The 16,893-nt window shown below is 66.2% G+C and carries 11 protein-coding genes; 5 read left to right on the plus strand and 6 right to left on the minus strand.

Features of this window, described 5'->3' with window-relative positions; all coding sequences use genetic code 11:
* Entirely contained in the window at nt 1-1,545 is a 1,545-nt protein-coding gene (locus tag NP825_RS00690) for a DHA2 family efflux MFS transporter permease subunit (protein ID WP_257547553.1), read from the plus strand.
* Nucleotides 1,546-1,548: 3 nt separating this feature from the next.
* Here NP825_RS00690 and NP825_RS00695 read toward each other — a convergent pair whose 3' ends face one another.
* The gene (locus NP825_RS00695) at nt 1,549-1,971 is read right to left on the minus strand and encodes a VOC family protein (RefSeq protein ID WP_257547554.1); all 423 of its coding nucleotides are present in this window, start codon (nt 1,969-1,971) and stop codon (nt 1,549-1,551) included.
* Between the two features lie 82 nt (nt 1,972-2,053).
* On the opposite strand from NP825_RS00695, the gene NP825_RS00700 reads away from it, so the two are divergent.
* From NP825_RS00700 to NP825_RS00710, 3 genes are all read left to right on the plus strand, one after another.
* Nucleotides 2,054-3,940: an ABC-F family ATP-binding cassette domain-containing protein gene (locus tag NP825_RS00700; RefSeq protein WP_257547555.1), complete on the plus strand. Its 1,887-nt coding sequence runs from the start codon at nt 2,054-2,056 to the stop codon at nt 3,938-3,940.
* Nucleotides 3,941-4,156: 216 nt separating this feature from the next.
* Complete coding sequence (gene hppD, locus NP825_RS00705; RefSeq protein WP_257547556.1) at nt 4,157-5,242, plus strand: 4-hydroxyphenylpyruvate dioxygenase; 1,086 nt, start codon at nt 4,157-4,159, stop codon at nt 5,240-5,242.
* A gap of 139 nt (nt 5,243-5,381) precedes the next feature.
* Nucleotides 5,382-5,933 (plus strand): VOC family protein, encoded by a 552-nt coding sequence (locus NP825_RS00710; protein ID WP_257547557.1) that lies wholly within the window; start codon nt 5,382-5,384, stop codon nt 5,931-5,933.
* Between the two features lie 53 nt (nt 5,934-5,986).
* On the opposite strand, the gene NP825_RS00715 is transcribed toward NP825_RS00710, so the two are convergent.
* The 5 genes from NP825_RS00715 to rpe form a co-directional block, all read right to left on the minus strand.
* Nucleotides 5,987-6,640: a YqaA family protein gene (locus NP825_RS00715; protein ID WP_257551230.1), complete on the minus strand. Its 654-nt coding sequence runs from the start codon at nt 6,638-6,640 to the stop codon at nt 5,987-5,989.
* A 209-nt stretch (nt 6,641-6,849) separates the two neighbouring features.
* Nucleotides 6,850-8,442 carry a bifunctional phosphoribosylaminoimidazolecarboxamide formyltransferase/IMP cyclohydrolase gene (gene purH, locus NP825_RS00720; protein ID WP_257547558.1) on the minus strand — a complete coding sequence of 531 codons (1,593 nt, stop codon included), beginning with the start codon at nt 8,440-8,442 and terminating at the stop codon, nt 6,850-6,852.
* A gap of 149 nt (nt 8,443-8,591) precedes the next feature.
* Nucleotides 8,592-11,441, minus strand: coding sequence for a TonB-dependent receptor (locus NP825_RS00725; RefSeq protein ID WP_257547559.1), 2,850 nt, complete (start codon nt 11,439-11,441; stop codon nt 8,592-8,594).
* A gap of 322 nt (nt 11,442-11,763) precedes the next feature.
* On the minus strand, nt 11,764-13,527 hold the full coding sequence (locus tag NP825_RS00730) for a heparinase II/III family protein (protein WP_257547561.1): 1,764 nt from the start codon (nt 13,525-13,527) through the stop codon (nt 11,764-11,766).
* Between the two features lie 18 nt (nt 13,528-13,545).
* Nucleotides 13,546-14,217, minus strand: a complete 672-nt coding sequence (rpe, locus tag NP825_RS00735; protein ID WP_257547563.1) for a ribulose-phosphate 3-epimerase — start codon at nt 14,215-14,217, stop codon at nt 13,546-13,548.
* Nucleotides 14,218-14,485: 268 nt separating this feature from the next.
* On the opposite strand from rpe, the gene NP825_RS00740 reads away from it, so the two are divergent.
* On the plus strand, nt 14,486-16,819 hold the full coding sequence (locus NP825_RS00740; protein ID WP_257547565.1) for a patatin-like protein: 2,334 nt from the start codon (nt 14,486-14,488) through the stop codon (nt 16,817-16,819).
* The last annotated feature ends 74 nt before the right edge of the window (nt 16,820-16,893 follow it).

Raw genomic sequence — 16,893 nt, forward strand, 5'->3', positions numbered from 1 at the left:
ATGGCCAGCGCCGCTGCCCCCGCCATCCCGGCCGAGCCGCAACCGCTCAGCGGCGCGAAGCTGATCATCGCCGCCTTCGCGCTGGCGCTCGCCAACTTCGTTGTCGTGCTCGACTCGACGATCGCCAACGTGTCGGTGCCGCATATTGCAGGCGGCCTTGCGGTCTCGCCCACCCAAGGAACGTGGGTGATCACCAGCTATGCGGTCGCCGACGCGATCAGCGTGCCGCTGACCGGCTGGCTTGCATTTCGGTTCGGGACGGTGCGCTGGTTCATCATCTCGATCCTCGGCTTCGGCCTCTTTTCCTTCCTGTGCGGCATATCGCGCACGCTCGACGCGCTGATCCTGTTCCGCGTGCTCCAGGGTCTGTCGGGCGGGCCGCTGATGCCGCTGTCGCAGATCTTGCTGCTGCGCATCTTCCCGAAGGAGAAGGCGGGGGCAGGGCTGGCGATCTGGGCGATGACGACCACCACCGCCCCGATCCTCGGCCCGATCCTCGGCGGGCTGATCAGCGACAATTGGAGCTGGCCGTGGATTTTCTTCATCAACCTGCCCGTCGTCGCGCTTTGCGCTTTCGGCGTCGGCAGCCTGCTCGGCGGGTTCGAGACGAAGCGCGAAAAGGCGCGGATCGACGTCGTCGGCCTGATCCTGCTCGTTGTGTCGGTCGGCGCTTTCCAGATCATGCTCGACACCGGGCGCGAACATGACTGGTTCGGATCGGCGTGGATCGTGATGCTCGCGATCGTCGCCGCGATCAGTTTCGCCGCCTTCATCATCTGGGAATTGACCGACGCCAATCCGGTGGTCGACCTTCGCGTCTTCCGCTTCCGCGGATTCAGCTTTGCAACGCTTGCCATCTCGCTGGGCTTCGGTGCCTTCTTCGCGCAGGTGGTGCTGACGCCGCTCTGGCTGCAACAGGTCGTCGGCTATACCGCGACCGAGACGGGGTTCGTCGTCGCCTGGCTCGGCTGTTTCGCGGTCTTGCTGTCGCCGGTCGCGGCCGGGATGATCGGCAAGGTCGATATCCGCATCTCGATTTGCGCGGGCATCCTGTGGATGGCGATGACGTCGGTCCTGCGCGCGGGCTGGAATACCGAGGTCGGCTATTGGTCGCTCGCGCTTCCCCATCTGTTGCAGGGCGTGGGCATGCCCTTCTTCTTCGTCGGGCTGACCGCGCTCGCACTGAGTTCGGTGCCGATGCGCGACCAGACCTCCGCCGCCGGCTTGATGAGCTTCCTCAGAACGTTGAGCGGTGCGATCGGCACCGCGATCGCGACGACGGCATGGGATGACGCGAGCCGCGTCTCGCGCTCCGAGCTGGTGTCGGCGCTTAACAATCCTGCGGGCGCGCTGGCGTCGATGGAAAGCGGGGGGCTCACCGCCGACCAGGCGCGCGGCGTGCTCGACCGGCTGGTCGAGGGGCAGGCCGCGACACTGGGGGTGATCCACCTCTTTCTCGCGTCAGGGGTGATCTTCATCATCGCAGCCATTGCGGTGTGGCTCGCGCCGCGCCCGCAGCAGATATCGATGGGCGCATCGCACTGACGCCTATCGCGCGAACAACTGCTCCAGGTCGGCGAAGGCCTTGAATTCCAGCGCGTTGCCAGCGGGGTCGAGGAAGAACATCGTCGATTGCTCGCCAGGCTGGCCCGCAAAGCGCGTGTGCGGCTCGATCACGAAGGCGACGCCATGGTGCTTCAGCCGCTCGGCGAGTGCCCGCCATTGATCGGGCGGCAGCACGACGCCGAAATGCGGTACCGGCACGTCGTGGCCATCGACCGGATTATGCCCCGCGACGACTCGATGGCCTTTAACGCGGTGCGCGACGATCTGGTGACCATAGAGGTCGAAGTCGATCCAGTCGCCATCGCTCCGCCCCTCGGGACAGCCCAGCACCGTGCCGTAGAAGTGGCGTGCTGCATCGAGGTCGTCGACCGGAAAGGCGATGTGAAAGGGGGCGAGGTCGCTCATGCGTGCATTTGTGCCGCGCGGCGCACCGAAAAGCCAGCCTCGGGCTTGGGCTTTGCGTCGCACCATGCTAGGCGGCGCGCCCATGCTGACGATCAATGGCCTCACCGTGCGCCTCGGCGGGCGCACCATCCTCGACCGCGCGAGCGCGAGCTTGCCGCCGAAGAGCCGCGTTGGGCTGATAGGGCGCAACGGCGCGGGCAAGTCGACCCTGATGAAGGTGATGATCGGCCAGCTCGAGGCCGACGACGGCGCGATCGAAATGCCGCGCCGCACTCGCGTCGGCTATATCGCGCAGGAGGCGCCGAGCGGCACCGCGACGCCGTTCGAAACCGTGCTCGCCGCCGACACCGAGCGCGCCGACCTGCTCGTGCGATCGGAGACCGAAACCGATCCCGACGGGCTCGCCGACATCCACGAGCGGCTGATCGCGATCGACGCCTATACGGCGCCCGCGCGCGCCGCGCGCATCCTGATCGGGCTCGGCTTCGACGAGGATATGCAGGGGCAGCCGCTCGACAGCTTCTCAGGCGGGTGGAAGATGCGCGTCGCATTGGCGGCGCTGCTCTTTTCGAACCCCGACCTGTTGCTGCTCGACGAGCCCTCGAACCACCTCGACCTCGAGGCGACGATGTGGCTCGAAAGCTTTCTGCGCGCCTATCCGGGGCAGCTCGTCGTGATCAGCCACGAGCGCGACCTGCTCAACAATGTCGTCGATCATATCCTGCATCTGGAGGGCGGCAAGGTGACGCTCTATGCGGGCGGTTACGACGCCTTCGAGCGCCAGCGCGCCGAACGCGCGGCGCAGCTTGCAGCCGCCAAGGCGGCGCAGGATGCGCAGCGCGCGAAGCTGCAGGACTATATCGCGCGCAATAGCGCCCGCGCTTCGACCGCGAAGCAGGCGCAGTCGCGCGCCAAGCAGCTCGCGCGGATGCAGCCGATCGCGGCGATTTCGGAAGACCCCAGTCTCGTCTTCGACTTCCCCAGCCCCGGCGACGAATTGAAGCCGCCGCTGATCACGCTCGACCTTGCAAGCGTCGGCTATGCGCCCGGCGAGCCGGTGCTGTCGCGCCTCAACCTTCGCATTGATCCCGACGATCGCATCGCGCTGCTTGGCCGCAACGGCAACGGCAAGACGACGCTCGCACGGCTGCTCGCGGCGCAATTGAAGCCCGAGGATGGTGCGATGAATGTCGCGGGCAAGATGCGTGTCGGATATTTCACCCAGTATCAGGTCGAGGAACTCGATGGCGACGACACGCCGCTCGGCCATATGACCCGCGTGATGGCGGGCAAGACCCCCGGCGCGGTGCGCGCGCAACTGGGGCGCTTTGGCTTTTCGGGCAACAAGGCGACGACCGAGGTCGCGAAGCTGTCGGGCGGCGAACGCGCCCGGCTCGCGCTCGCGCTGATCACGCGCGAGGCGCCGCACCTGCTGATCCTCGACGAGCCGACCAACCACCTCGACGTCGATGCGCGCGAGGCGCTGGTGCAGGCGCTGAACGGCTTCGACGGCGCGGTGCTGGTCGTCAGCCACGATCGCCATATGCTCGAACTCAGCGCCGATCGGCTGGTGCTCGTCGATGGCGGCACGGCGCGCGATTTCGACGGCAGCATGGACGATTATGTCGCCTTCATCCTCGGCAAATCGGCCGCGAACGACGATATGAAGGCGGCGCCCGCCAAGCCCAAGGATGCGAAGGCCGCTCGGCAGGAAGCCGCGAAGGCGCGCGAGGCACAGGCGGCGCTCCGCAAATCGGCCAAGGATCATGAGGCGCGCGCCGGCAAGCTCGCGCAGCAGATCAGCGCGATCGACCGTGCGATGTTCGATCCCGCGAGCGCCGACCCCGCGCTGGCGAAGCTGAAGATGGGCGACCTGTCGCAGCGCCGCGGCAAGCTCGCGTCCGAACTCGAAACCGTCGAGGCGGCGTGGATGGACGCGCTCGAAGCGATCGAGACGGCAGCCGCCTAGTCGAGGATTACGCTCAATGGCCCGAACGGGTGGGGAGTTGAGATTCCCACCTTCGTCATTCCCGCGAAAGCGGGAACCCAGTGTGGGGTCAGCCGATGCACGCTCTGGGTTCCCGCTTTCGCGGGAATGACGAAGTATGGGAAAGGGCTCGCGCATTGACTCCCTCGCCTCGATCCCTCATAATAGTTTCAATTGAAACCATGTGAGGGACTGACTATGGCCGACCTGTTCGAAAACCCGCTGGGCCTCGACGGTTTCGAGTTCGTCGAATTTTCGGCGCCCGAAAAGGGCATGCTCGAACCGGTCTTCGAACGCATGGGCTTCACGCTGGTCGCGCGGCACCGTTCGAAGGATGTGCAATTGTGGCGTCAGGGCGACATCAACCTGATCGCCAATTACGAGCCCAAGTCGCCTGCGGCCTATTTCGCCGCCGAGCATGGTCCGTCGGCGTGCGGCATGGGCTGGCGCTGCCGCGACGCCGCGAAAGCCTATGCTGCGGCGATCGAGCGCGGCGCCGAGCCGGTCGAGGGCAAGACCGGACCGATGGAACTGCGCCTCCCCGCGATTCGCGGCATCGGCGGCTCGATCATCTATCTGATCGACCGCTACGGCGACGACCTCAGCATTTACGACATCGATTTCGTCTATGAGAAAGGCGTCGATCGCCATCCCGTCGGGGCCGGCCTCAAGGTCATCGATCACCTGACGCATAATGTCTACGGTGGCCGCATGGCGCATTGGGCCGCCTTCTACGAGCGGATCGCGGGCTTTCGCGAGATCCGCTATTTCGACATCAAGGGCGAATATACCGGCCTCACCTCGAAGGCGATGACCGCCCCCGACGGCAAGATCCGCATCCCGCTGAACGAGGAAGGCGCGGGCGGTGGCGGCCAGATCGAGGAATATCTGCGCGCCTATAATGGCGAGGGCATCCAGCACATCGCCTTTTCCTGCGACGATCTTTATGCCTCGTGGGACAAATTGAAGGCGCTCGGCAATCCGTTCGCGCCGTCGCCCCCCGAAACCTATTACGAACTGCTCGCCGAGCGCCTGCCCGGCCATGGCGAGCCGGTCGCGGACCTCAAGTCGCGCGGCATCCTGCTCGACGGCTCGACCACCGAAGGCGACCCGCGGCTGCTGCTCCAGATTTTCGGCCAGACCGTGATCGGCCCGGTCTTCTTCGAATTCATCCAGCGCAAGAAGGACGAAGGCTTCGGCGAGGGCAATTTCACCGCGCTGTTCAAGTCGATGGAGCTCGATCAGATTCGTCGTGGCGCGCTGGAAGTGAAAGAGAACGCTTGATCCCAATCCCGTTCGTGCTGACCCCGGATCAAGTCCGGGGGAAGCACCGTTCTTCTCTTCGTCGCTCGAAAGAAAGAACGGCCCTTCGACAAGCTCAGGGCAAACGGAATTAGGTTGAGCACGAACGGAGTTGGGTAAAATGACCAGCCAATCGCCGATCAAATTGGGCGGCGTCCACCACGCCGCCTATCGCTGCAAGGACGCGAAGGAAACGGTCGAATGGTATGAGGCCATGCTCGGCATGACCTACACGACCGCCTTCGCCGAGGATCATGTGCCCTCGACCGGCGAATATGATCCGTACATGCACGTCTTCCTCGATGCGGGGAACGGCAACATCCTCGCCTTCTTCGAGCTGCCCAACCAGCCCGACATGGGGCGCGACGAGAATACGCCGCAGTGGGTCCAACATCTTGCGTTCAAGGTCGGCAGCTATGACGAGCTGGTCGCGGCAAAGGACCATCTGACCGCCAACGGCGTCGATGTGCTTGGCCCGACGCACCACGGCATCTTCAAGTCGATTTATTTCTTCGACCCCAACGGTCACCGCGTCGAGCTGGCGTGCGACATCGGCACCGACGCGCAATATGCCGAACTTCGCCGCGTCGCGCCGCTGATGCTGGAAGAATGGAGCCGGACGAAGAAGGCCCCGCGCCACGCCGACTGGCTGCATCAGGCGGCGAACGAGTAGCAATCGTTGCGCAAATAAACCGCGTGCCCCCGCGAAGGTTTTGCCCGATCCGTTTACGTCCGATCCAGCCCCATGCTCGCGAGCGTCGCGCCGCTGCATTTGTCGGCTTCCTTTGCCTTGCCGTCGCCCGACAGCGCGCCGATAACGAGGAAGCCCGCGACCACCAGCACGATGAATCCGCCCGCGACCCACATCAGATATTTGTCGATGAACGCCTTGATCGGGGCCCCGAAAAGCCGGAACAATATGCCGACCAGCATGAAGGAAAAGGCGCGGCTGGCGAGGCTGGCCCACAGGAAGGTCCAGAAATTCATGTGGATGAAGCCGGCGGTGATCGTCAGCAGCTTGAACGGGATCGGCGTCGCGCCCTTGATCAGGATGATCTCGGCGCCGAATTCGCGCAGATAGCAGGCGGCCGGCGGAAAGGCGTCGGTCAGCCCGAGCACCCCGAGCAGCCACAGCCCGACGCTCTCGTAAAGGAAATAGCCGATCGAATAGCCGAGCATCCCGCCCGCGACCGATGCCAGCGTGCAGATGATCGCATAGCGCACCGCCTTCTTCGGGTTCGCGAGGCACATCAGCCCCAGCAATGGGTGCGGCGGGATCGGGAAGAAGCTCGCCTCGACGAACGCGACCAGCGCCAGCCAATATTCGGCGTGCGGATGCGCCGACTTCTCCATCGTCCAGTTGTAGAGCCGCTGGATGATCGATGTGTTGCGGACGGTGGCGGTCATGCTGGTCCTTGTTGCGGGTCAGGATGACCACGGCTTTCCTATGCCGTTCGCGGCGAACGAAGTCGAGACAGGAGCATCCTTTCCTTTCTCGTCATCCCGGCGAAGGCCGGGATCTCGCCGGTGCGCCAGGATGCGAGGATAAGATCCCGGCCTTCGCCGGGATGACGATTCGGAAAAGGTCGTTAATGCCGGAAATGCCGCATTCCGGTAAACACCATCGCCAGCCCCGCTTTGTTCGCGGCCGCGATCACCTCGTCGTCGCGGATCGAGCCGCCCGGCTGGATGACGCAGGTCGCGCCCGCCTCGACTGCGGCGAGCAGGCCGTCGGCGAAGGGGAAGAAGGCGTCGCTGGCGACCGCGCTGCCGACGGTGCGGGGCTCGGTCCAGCCATGGCTTTCGGCGGCTTCGCGCGCTTTCACCGCGGCGATGCGCGCGCTGTCGCGGCGGTTCATCTGTCCCGCGCCGATGCCCGCGGTCGAGCCGCCCTTGGCATAGACGATCGCGTTCGACTTCACATGCTTGGCGACGGTCCAGGCGAAGAGTGCGTCGGTCAGTTCCTCCTCGGTCGGTGCGCGCTCGGTGACGACTTTCAGCTCGGCGCGCGTAATCCGGCCGTTATCGCGGCTCTGCGCGAGCCAGCCGCCGGCGATCGTCTTCATCATCAGCCCGCCGCGCGCCGGATCGGGCAGTTCGCCGGTGAGTAGCAGGCGGAGGTTCTTCTTCTTCGCGAACACCGCGCGTGCATCGGCGTCGGCGTCGGGCGCGCAGACGACCTCGGTGAAAATGCCGCTGATCAGCTCGGCGGTCGCGCCGTCGAGCGGGCGGTTGACCGCGATGATGCCGCCGAAGGCCGACACATCGTCGCATTTCAGGGCCGCGTCATAGGCCTCGGCGATCGTCGCCGCGCTCGCGACGCCGCACGGATTGGCGTGCTTGACGATGACGCAGGTCGGGTCGGCCTCGCGGAATTCGGCGACGAGTTCGAGCGCGGCGTCGGCGTCGTTGATATTATTGTAGCTGAGCTCCTTGCCCTGCACCTGCTCGGCCTGCGCGATGCCGCGCGCGGCGGGGCCGGCGGGCAGGTAGAGCGCCGCCTTCTGATGTGGGTTTTCGCCATAGCGCAGTTCGGTCGACAGCTTGGCGATGAGCGGCAGCGTTTCGGGGAACAGCTTGCCCTGATCGGCGAAGGCGAACCAGCTTGCGATCATCCCGTCATAGGTCGCGGTGTGCGCAAAGGCCGTCGCGGCGAGGCGCTTGCGAAGCGCGAAGCTGGTCGCGCCGCCGTTAGCGTCCATCTCGGCGATCACCGCGGCATAATCCTCGGGCTCGGTTACGATGCCGACGAAGGCGTGGTTTTTCGCCGCCGAGCGCACCATCGCGGGGCCGCCGATGTCGATATTCTCGATGATGTCGTCGCGCGGCGCGCCCTTGGCGACGGTCGCGGCGAAGGGGTAGAGGTTGACGACGACGAGGTCGATCGCGCCGATGCCGTGCTGCTCCATCGCCGCGACATGCGCGGCGTCGTCGCGCACCGCGAGGATGCCGCCGTGGACCGTCGGGTGCAGCGTCTTGACGCGGCCGTCCATCATCTCGGGAAAGCCGGTGAGGTCGGCGACATCGAGAACGGTGTGCCCCGCCTCGCGCAGCGCCTTCGCGGTACCCCCGGTCGACACCAGCTCGACGCCGTGGCGGACGAGCGCGGCGGCAAGATCGGCGAGCCCCGCCTTGTCGCTGACGGACAGCAGGGCGCGGCGGACGGGAACGAGATCGGTCATGGAAAGAGCGGCCTTTGCAGGAAGGGAAAGACGCGGCTCCCCTAGGCGGCTGGGCCCGTTATCGCAAGCGGTGTCGGGCCGAAACGGCGCCGCGCGTTCGCGAGGGGCTCCGGGGTCACAGGCCTCCGGACGCCCCTCGCGACGAGGCATCAGAACTTCATCCGCGCCCCGAACTTCATCGTCCAGCGATATTGCTCGAACTGCAGCAGATTCCGGCGTGCGCCGACATTATTGTAAGCGAAATATTTCGCGTTGTTGATGTTCACCCACTCGTAAAAGACCTGGAACCGCTTGGTCACGTCATATTTGGCCGAGAGGTCGAGCTGGAAATGATTGTCGATCATCCGGTCCTCGGGCGCGTCGTCGCCGAGCTCGTCGAGATATTTGGAGCGATAGGTGCCCGCAAGGCGCAGCGAGACCGGCCCCTTCTCATAGCCCAGCGCGACGTTGAACGTGTGCTTCGACGCCGCCGGCAGGTCGATCTTGCGCAGGTCGGTGATGTCGCCGTCGACCGGCACCTTTCCGGTGGCGTCGGTGTAGGTGTAGTTCGCCTGTACCAGCAGCCCGTCGAGCGGCGCGGGCAGGAAGCGCAGCGCCTGCTGATAACTGAGTTCGAGGCCCCAGACCTTGGCGCTGTCGCCGTTCATCGGGATCGTCGCCTCGTCATAGGCAATGCCCTGCCAGGTGCCGGGGTTCTGATATTTCGCGTCGACGATGAAATCCTTGATGTCCTTGTAGAAGACACCCGCCGACAGCGCGCCGCCCGCGGGAAGATAATATTCGACCCCGGCGTCGAAGTTCCACGCCCGATAGGGCTTGAGGTCGGGATTGCCGAAATCGCCTTCGCGCTCGTCGTCGTCATTCTGCTCGATGGTGAAGTGCGGCGCGAGCTTCGACAGCTTCGGGCGCACGAGGCTCTTGTAGCCCGCGGCGCGCAGCACGAGGTTCTGCTGCGGCTCCCAACGGATCGTCAGGCTGGGCAGCCAGTCGCCATAGCTGCGCTGGAAGCGGTTCGGGGTGACGCTGGCGATCGTGTCGTCGTCGGCGGTCGTCCCGTCGGGCAGTTCGCCGCCTTCCTCGACCGTCAGCACGGTATTGGCGCGAATGTCGTTCTTCGTATGCTCGTAGCGCACGCCGCCGATCACGCGCAGCGTCGAACTGTCCCACCGGCCGAGCAGATAGCCCGCGACGACATCTTCGGTGACCGAATAATCGTCGAGAAGCGAGTCGAGCGTCGTGTCGAATTCGTTGAGTTCGAAGATGTCGCGATTGGCGTTGAAGAAGCGGCGCACCCCCTTTTTGTCGAGCACCGGCGAGATATCGATCAGGCGATAGGTCTGATCGCCGACGAGGTCGGCCATCGTCAGATCGTCATTTTCCCAATAGGTCGTTTCCAGATTATAGCTCTTCTTGCGCCAGCGGCCCTTGGCGCCTGCCTGGATCGTGAAGCTGCCGTTGTCGGTCGCGAACTCGCGGCCGAGGTCGAAGCGCGCGCCCCATTCGCGGTCGCGTGAGTCGGACAGGTTGGTGACCTGGATGCTGTCGAGCTCATATTCCGCCGGATCGCGGAAGTCGGCGACCGCGCCTGCGAGCCCGCCCACGGTATAGATGGGTTTGCGCGGATCGGCGGTGTCGAGGCCGATCACCAGCCCGTCGTCCTCGAACTTCTGCTCGAAATTGGCGGGGTCGATCGAGCCGTTCTCGCGCTCGGCCGACTTGGCATAGCTCACCGAATATTGGGCGTGCCAGCCGCCCGCTTCGGTGTCGCCGCCGAGCACGAGGCTGCGGATGCGCTGGCGCTCGAAGCGGTCCTTGAGCGAGCGCTGAATCTTGATCTCGCCGTCCTCGTCGCTGAAGTCGACGCCGGTGGCGCCGTTAGCGGTGATGGTGTCCGCATCCTCCAGCTTGAGGCTCGTTTCGCGCCGATACTCCTGGTCGTCGAACTGGCTGTAGACGCCGCGGGCATAGAGTTTGGTTGAACTGCCGACGCGGACATCGAAGTTGAGGTTGGCCGAGAAGCGCTTCCGCTCGACGTCATAGTCGCGGTAATTGACCTCTTCGGGAAAGATCAGGCCGTCGTCCTCGCCCCAGCCATCGGCCTCGATATTGTCGGTCTCGAACTTGCGCTGATAATAGGAGACGCCGCCCGACACGCCGACATTGTCGCCGAGCCGCTGCGAGAAATCGATGCTGCCCTTCGGGGTCAGCTTTTCCGAATATTCATTGTAGCTGCCCTCGATCTTCGCGGTCAGCAGATTCTTGCGGCGCTCGAACGCGCTCGTCGTGTTGATCTCGATCGAGGCGCCGATCGTGTCGGCGTCCATGTCGGGGGTCAGCGATTTCTTGACCTCGATCGATTCGATGCTGTCGCTCGAGATCACGTCGAGCGCGACCGAGCGGATGTCGCTTTCGGGCGCGGGCAGGCGGACGCCGTTGACCGAGGTCGCGTTGAGCTCGGGATCGAGTCCGCGCACCGAGACGAAGCGGCCTTCGCCCTGGTCGTTGAGGATGTTGATGCCGGGCAGGCGGCGCAGCGATTCGGCGACATTCTGGTCGGGGAACTGGCCGACCGCGTCGCGGGTCAGCACGCTTTCGACGCCGTCGGCGGCCTTCTGCCGCGACAGCGCGCTGGTCATGTTTGCCGACTGGCCGAGGACGAGGATCGTGCCGTCGGTGCCGAGCACCAGCCTGACAGTGGCGTTGCCGCCGTCGGACACGGTGACGGTCTCGGTACGCGGCGCGGCGCCGACGTAGCGCGCCTCCAGCGTATAGGTGCCCGCGGGGACGTCACCGAAACGGAAGCTGCCGTCGCGGCCGGCCTCGGTCTCGCGATTAAGCTCGATGATGCGGACCTGCGCGCTCTGCAGCGCACGCGTGTCGCTCGCGTCGGTGACGGTGCCCACGATGTCGGACGCGAAGGCGGTGCCGGGAAGCGCGGCGGCGAGCGAAAGGCAGGTGCCGAGCAGGATGCGCGAGCGGACGGAGCGAAGCGATTGCATTTTTTCCCCCTGGAGAGTGCGGAAGATCGCGGAGCAGATTTGCTTCCCGCGATTCGAGGGGGCGAGTGACAGCGCCTTGTGACCGCTGTGTTACGTGACTGTCACACGAGTGACATATGGGGAGGGCCTTGCCGGGAAAGGCGCTGGATACGGGAGGGATTTTGGGTGCCGACTATTTTTCGCAATCTCACACCTTCGTCATTCCCGCGAAAGCGGGAACCCAGAGCGCGCGTGGACTGATCCCATCCTGGGTTCCCGCTTTCGCGGGAATGACGAAGATTGGGAATGATCGCTTACTGTCTCAAAGCCGCCGGCGGCCCGCTCAGCCGATATGCTTGAAAATCCAGCCGATGCTGGCGCCGCCGGCCGGCGCGGTGCCGGTGACGACGAGCTGTTCGGTCGGGTGCGGGCGGCCGTCGCCGTCGACCCACAGGCTTTCCTCGATTTCCAGCACGCCGTCGGAGGTGCGGAATTGCCATAACGGCCCGCCCGATATGCGGAGCAGCGCCCCCAATTTGTCGGCGGTCAGGCTCGCCGACAGGTTGCGCCCGAGATGGAAGCGCAGCGTGAAGCGCTTGTCGCCCTTGCGGCGGCTGCGCGGGGCGGGGAGCAGCATGTCCTCGCCGCGCAGCTCGCGGCCGTTGGGGGCGAGGATCAGCAGGCGACGGTGGATGAAGCCGTGGCGGCGGGCATAGCCGTCGTGGCTCATCTCGACGCGGCTGCCCTGCGGCGTCTCGCGCCGGTCGAGCTCGACCTCGGTCACCCCGCGGCCGAGCGCGCCGCTCGGCAGGATCGCGGTTGAATTGCTGTCGGCGATCGTCAGCGTCGAATGGGCGGCAGTGGTGCGGAGCCCGCGCGCGAGGTCGGCGGGGATCGTCGCGCCGGTCAGCGCGGCACCGCCGCAATTGACGACGATACGCTCGTCGCCGTCGCTGAGCTCGAAGGCAAGGGTCGAGGCGCAGCCCGCTTCGGTCACCCGCGCGATCGGCGGCGGCGCGGCGTCGGCGAGCAGCACGACCTTGTTCGCGACGAGCCGTTGATAGCCCCAGTCGCGCGCTTGCTTGAGCGGGCGGGTGCGGACGCCGCTCGCGGCGACGACATATTGGATATGGAGGGCGGACGTCGCGCCGCTGCCCTGCCAATTGCCCATGCCGCCATCGCTGTGGACGAGGCCGAGCAGCGCGGGAACGGCGCGCGCGAGCACCTCCTGCACGAAGGGCGGCACCTCCATGCGGCGCATGTCATAGACGCGCGCGAGCATCGCCAGCGCCATCACCGCGTCGAGCTGCGCTTGCGGCGAGCGCGCGATATTGCCGCCGTCGGCATAGAAGCTCGTCTCGATCACCTTGCGCAGCCCGGCCTCGCCGAACACCTGCCGCGGCTCGCCGCCGGGCATCAGCAGCGACGCGGCGACGATGCCGATCCATGCGACGAGCTGGCCGGTGCCGGGGCGCGTCTTGTCGGCGACGCGGTCGAGATGGCGCGCGGCGCGCGCGAGATGGTTGAGCACCGCCGAGCGATAGATGAGGTCGCTCGACGACAGGATCAGCGGCGCGTGGGCGGCCCAGAAGAGGATGCGCCAGCCCGTATTGTCGGCCTGCCACGCGGGTTCGCTGACTGCCTCGCCATGTGCGGCGAGCCACTGGCGCACGACCGCCTCGGCGATCGGGGCGCCGTCGGCGCGGGTGCCGGTCGCGGCGAGGTCGCGGAGCCAGGCGAAGCTGTGGAGATAGTCGGCAAAGGCCGGCGCGACCGCAAGCGTCGCGAAATCGAGCTCGTTTAGCGGCAACTTCAGCCCGCGGTGGAGGAAGTGACCGGCGCGGATCGCGGTGCCTGCGCGCATGTCGCCGGGCACCGGATCGGCCGGCACGCCGAGCAATTTCAGCGGAAAGCGCCCCTTCAACCGAAAGGCGTGGAGCGGCGTGCGCCAGGTCAGCCGGGTGATCTGGTTGGCGATGCGGTCGCCAAGCGACAGCCCCTTGTCGGCAGGCAGGCGGATCAGCCTCTTGCCGGGCTCGATCGAATCGTCGAGCGGCGGGGCGTCATCACCCGGATCGGGAATCGGGCTGGATGGGGGAGAGGTCACAGGCCTGCCCTTCCCCGGTCAGGCGCCGCGAAGGCGCCGGATATTGTCGGCGTAAGCGTCGGGTCCGCCCCTGAAGGTCGCGGTGCCGGCGACGAGCACGTCGGCGCCCGCGTCGATCGCGAGCGGCGCGGTCGCCGCGTCGATGCCGCCGTCGACTTCGAGGCGGATGTCGCGGCCCGATTTCTCGATCATCTTCCTGACCGCCTCGATCTTGCGAAGCTGGCTGGTGATGAAGCTCTGCCCGCCGAAGCCCGGATTGACGCTCATCACCAGCACCAGGTCGATGTCGTCGATCAGATAGTCGAGCATCTTCGCCGGGGTCGCGGGATTGAGCGAGACGCCCGCCTGCTTGCCGAGCGACTTGATGTGCTGGACGCTGCGGTGGATGTGCGGCCCGGCTTCGGGATGGACGGTGATGATGTCGGCACCCGCCGCGGCGAAGGCGTCGAGGAAGCCATCGACGGGCGAGATCATCAGATGCACGTCGAAGGGCAGCGCCGAATGCGGACGCAGCGCCTTCACGACCATCGGGCCAATCGTCAGGTTCGGGACGAAATGGCCGTCCATCACGTCGATATGCACCCAGTCGGCTCCCGCGGCCTCGATCGCCCGGACTTCCTCGCCCAGCCGCGCGAAGTCGGCGCTGAGAATCGACGGGGCGATGCGGACGGAGGAGGGTGCGGCGGTCATGGGGACCGGCCTTAACCATGTAGCAGGTAAGGGGCAAGCGGGCGCGGGCAGGATCGGGAATTGTTGCCGTCCTGGGTCGCGTGGATTTATTCAGGGGGCGGAAACGACGGGTTGCGGTCCATGGCTTCTCCCTGTGGCCCTTTGGCTGGCCGGCCTGCCGGCAGTCGGAAGGCCACCGGGGGCATAATGCTCGCTTTCCACCCCGAAGCAGTCTTCGCGTTGGCGGGAGGGAGGGACATGCCGCGCAAAGCGCGCTATCACCCTTGCGATGCGGGAAAAGGAACTTCGCTTCGCCCTGATTTGCTACGGCGGTATCAGTCTCGCCGTCTATATGCACGGCATCACCAAGGAGGTGTGGCGGCTTGCCGCGGCGTCGCGGGCGTTTCACGAAGGCGCACCGCAGGCGGGATCGGGGCGCGTCTATGGCGAACTGCTCGCGGCGATCGCTGAGCGGAGCGGAGTCAAGCTGCGCGTGCTCGCCGACATCGTCGCGGGCGCGAGCGCGGGCGGGATCAACGGCATCTTCCTGGCGCGCGCGATCGCCGGCGGTCATTCGCTCGACCCGCTGACCGAGCTGTGGCTGAAGGACGCCGACGTCGACAGCCTGCTCGACCCCGACGCGCGGCCGCTGTCGGCGGCGACGAAATTCTGGGCGGTGCCGATCGCCGGTTGGGCGATGAAGCGGCGCGGCAACGTCATAGACCAGACGGTGGGTGAAAGCGCGCAGGACGAGGTGCGCGCGAAGCTGTCGCGCTTCGTCCGCGCGCGCTGGTTCGAACCGCCTTTCGGCGGCGAGACCTTCTCGGAGCTGTTGCTCGACGCTTTCGACGCGATGGATGCGGGCCCCAAGGGGCCGGCGCTGGTGCCCGCAGGCCAACCGGTCGACCTGTTCGTATCGGTGACCGATTTTGCGGGGCACCAGACCTTTCTGTCGCTGAACAGCCCGCCACGCGTCACCGAGGAGGAGCATCGACTGATGCTGCATTTCCGGCAGGACGCGCGCGCGGGCAAGAGCCTCGACGACGTGCCGGCGCTCGCCGCCGCCGCGCGCGCGACCGCGAGCTTTCCGGGCGCCTTTCCGCCTTTCACGCTGCGCGAACTCGATCGGGTGCTGCACAAGCGCCGGATCGCCTGGCCCGACCGCGATGCCTTCATCCGCGCCCAATTGCCCGCGGGCGGCGCGGACGATGCGCGCAATCCCGCCGATCGCGTGCTTATCGATGGCTCGGTGCTCGCCAACGCGCCGTTCCGCCCCGCAATCGCGGCGCTCAAGCAGCGTCCGGCGCGGCGCGAGATCGATCGGCGCTTCGTCTATATCGACCCCAAGCCCGATTACCGCTCGATCAGCTTCGGCAAGCCCGGCGAAGCGGCGGACGGTGATGTCGGGGATGGGGCGCCGAAGCTGCCCGGCTTTCTCTCGACGATTCTCGGCGCGCTTTCCGAAATCCCGCGCGAACAGCCGATCCGTGAGAATGTCGAGGCGATCGAGGGCATGTCGCGCCGCATCCGTCGGATGCAGCATATCGTCGACGCGATGAAGGTCGAGGTCGAGGAACAGGTAGCGGCGCTGTTCGGCACCACCTTCTTCCTCGACACGCCGACCCCGGCGCGGTTGCAGAAATGGCGCGCCAAGGCCCAGGATCAGGCGGCGGCGCGCGCGGGCTTCGCCTTCGCGCCCTATGGCCATCTCAAGCTGTCGGCGATCGTCGAGGAACTGGTCGGCGTCGTCGACCGGCTCGCGCCGCCCGAAGGCGACATCCATCGTCGCAATCGCCGCGCCGCGATCTGGGACGAGGTCCGCGCGCGCGGGCTCGACCGGTTGTCGGGGCGCCGCGGGGCGGGTGCAAGCGACGATGCCGTCGATTTCTTCCGCCACCACGACCTCGGCTTCCGTATCCGCCGCCTGCGCTTCCTCGCGCGCGAACTCGACCGGGTGGTCGAGGCGAAGCGCGACACGCGCGACCTGGCGTGCGACGCGATGCGCGAGGCGATCTTCACCGCGCTCGGCATCTATCTCGAGCGCGAGAACGACAGCTGGCTTGCGGGCATTGATGTGCCCGTCGATGCCGATGCCGGGCAATGGCTCGACGGCATCGCGGCGCACCGCGACCTGATCCGTGCCGATGCCGAGGGCGATGCGTTCGTCGCCGAAGCGCTTGGCGGGCTGCCCAAGGACGACCGGCGGACGCTGCTGCTCGCCTATCTCGGCTATCCCTTTTACGACATTGCGACCTTGCCGCTGCTGCAGGGTGAGGGGTTCGACGAGTTCGACCCGATCAAGATCGACCGCATCTCGCCCTCCGATGCGACTGCGATCCGCACCGGCGGCGCGGCGGCGATGCTGAAGGGGGTCGAATTCAACAGCTTCGGCGCCTTCTTCAGCCGCGCCTATCGTGAGAACGACTATCTCTGGGGGCGGCTCCACGGTGCCGACCGGTTGTGCGACATCGTGTCGAGCAGCGTGACCGGCGACGGTGCGTTGCCCGCCGAAGACCTCGCGGCGATCAAGCGGCGAGCGTTCCATGCGATCCTGGACGAGGAAGAGGAGCGGCTGCCTAAGGTGAAGGCGCTGATTGCGGAGTTGAGGGGGGAGATCGGCTAAATCTCGTCGCCCCCGCGCAGGCGGGGGCTGCTGGAGATTTAGGCGGCAAATAAGGGGCAAGGTCGACGGCGGCC

The sequence above is a fragment of the Sphingopyxis sp. DBS4 genome, assembly GCF_024628865.1.
GTDB lineage: Bacteria > Pseudomonadota > Alphaproteobacteria > Sphingomonadales > Sphingomonadaceae > Sphingopyxis.

Bases quoted from the DNA above. Each gene is read 5' to 3' on its own strand.
- purH (WP_257547558.1), bottom strand. From the start codon at position 8,442: ATGACCGATCTCGTTCCCGTCCGCCGCGCCCTGCTGTCCGTCAGCGAC.
- NP825_RS00740 (WP_257547565.1), top strand. From the start codon at position 14,486: ATGCGGGAAAAGGAACTTCGCTTCGCCCTGATTTGCTACGGCGGTATC.
- NP825_RS00695 (WP_257547554.1), bottom strand. From the start codon at position 1,971: ATGAGCGACCTCGCCCCCTTTCACATCGCCTTTCCGGTCGACGACCTC.
- NP825_RS00725 (WP_257547559.1), bottom strand. From the start codon at position 11,441: ATGCAATCGCTTCGCTCCGTCCGCTCGCGCATCCTGCTCGGCACCTGC.
- hppD (WP_257547556.1), top strand. From the start codon at position 4,157: ATGGCCGACCTGTTCGAAAACCCGCTGGGCCTCGACGGTTTCGAGTTC.
- NP825_RS00700 (WP_257547555.1), top strand. From the start codon at position 2,054: ATGCTGACGATCAATGGCCTCACCGTGCGCCTCGGCGGGCGCACCATC.
- NP825_RS00690 (WP_257547553.1), top strand. From the start codon at position 1: ATGGCCAGCGCCGCTGCCCCCGCCATCCCGGCCGAGCCGCAACCGCTC.
- rpe (WP_257547563.1), bottom strand. From the start codon at position 14,217: ATGACCGCCGCACCCTCCTCCGTCCGCATCGCCCCGTCGATTCTCAGC.
- NP825_RS00710 (WP_257547557.1), top strand. From the start codon at position 5,382: ATGACCAGCCAATCGCCGATCAAATTGGGCGGCGTCCACCACGCCGCC.